Origin of the sequence: Methylibium sp. T29 (genome assembly GCF_000576205.1) — a bacterium.
Lineage (GTDB): Bacteria > Pseudomonadota > Gammaproteobacteria > Burkholderiales > Burkholderiaceae_C > Methylibium > Methylibium petroleiphilum.
In genome coordinates, this window is sequence record NZ_AZND01000548.1 from 1 (window position 1) to 959 (window position 959).

The following is a 959-nucleotide window of genomic DNA, read 5'->3' on the forward strand; positions in this document are numbered from 1 at the left end:
CCCGCTTCGGCGCGCAATGGCAGCGCGCGATGGACCTGCCGCTCGGCACCTCGCGCCGCCACCTCGAAGACCTGCCCGCGGCACCGGCGGGGCTCCTGCCGGCCGCCGAGCCCACGCTGTCGCTGGCCGTGGTGGGCGCCCATCTGTCGGGGCTGCCGCTGAACGGCCAGCTCACCGAGCGCGGCGCGAGCCTGCTCGAGGCCACCACCACCGCGCCACGCTACCGCCTGCACGCACTGCCCGGCACCACACCGCCGAAGCCCGGCCTGGTACGGGTCGCCGCTGGCAACGCAGGCCACGCGATCGAGGTCGAGGTGTGGGCGCTGCCGCAGCGCGCTGTCGGGTCCTTCCTCGCGCTGATCCCGCCGCCGCTGGGCCTGGGCTCGATCGAGCTGGCCGACGGCCGCTGGGTGCACGGCTTCCTGTGCGAGTCGCACGCGCTGGCCGGCGCGCCCGATGTCAGCGCCTTCGGCGGCTGGCGCGCCTATGCGGCGTCGCTGCGCGGTGCCGCGGCCTAGGCTCGCCGCACCCGACCTCACCTGCCCGGATTTCCAGGAGAACGACATGCTGCCCGCCGACACGATCGAGGCCTACGTCGATGCCACCGCCGCCACGCTGGCCCTGCCGCTCGCGCCCGAACACCGCCCCGGCGTGCTGCGCTACTTCGCGCTCGCGTCGCAGATGGCCGCGCTGGTGAACGGCCTGCCGCTCGCCGTGGAGGACGAGCCGGCACCGCAGTTCGTGCCGCTGTCGCCGCAGGACACCGCGCCGTGAGCGCCGACACGCTGCTCGCCGGCACCGCCACCGGCATCGCCGCCGCGGTGCAGCGCGGCGAGGTGAGCGCCAGCACGATGGTGCAGGCCAGCCTGGCGCGCATCACCGCCACCGACGCTCGCGTCAATGCCTTCACCGACCTCACCGCGCAGCGCGCGCTGGAGCGCGCCGCCGCGCTCGACGCG

The 959-nt window shown here is 75.8% G+C and carries 1 protein-coding gene and 2 pseudogenes; all 3 read left to right on the top strand.

The features are described 5' to 3' along the window. Positions 1 to 518 (top strand): annotated as a pseudogene (locus tag x551_RS22735) (allophanate hydrolase); the annotation flags it as partial. 46 nt (positions 519 to 564) lie between these two features. Then, complete coding sequence (locus x551_RS22740; protein ID WP_036252008.1) at positions 565 to 774, top strand: DUF4089 domain-containing protein; 210 nt, start codon at positions 565 to 567, stop codon at positions 772 to 774. Further along, a pseudogene (locus tag x551_RS22745) lies at positions 771 to 959 on the top strand (AtzE family amidohydrolase); the annotation flags it as partial. The gene x551_RS22740 and the pseudogene x551_RS22745, both read left to right, overlap by 4 nt.

Excerpts from the sequence above, each read along its gene's own strand:
- x551_RS22740 (WP_036252008.1), top strand. The coding sequence starts at position 565 with ATGCTGCCCGCCGACACGATCGAGGCCTACGTCGATGCCACCGCCGCC.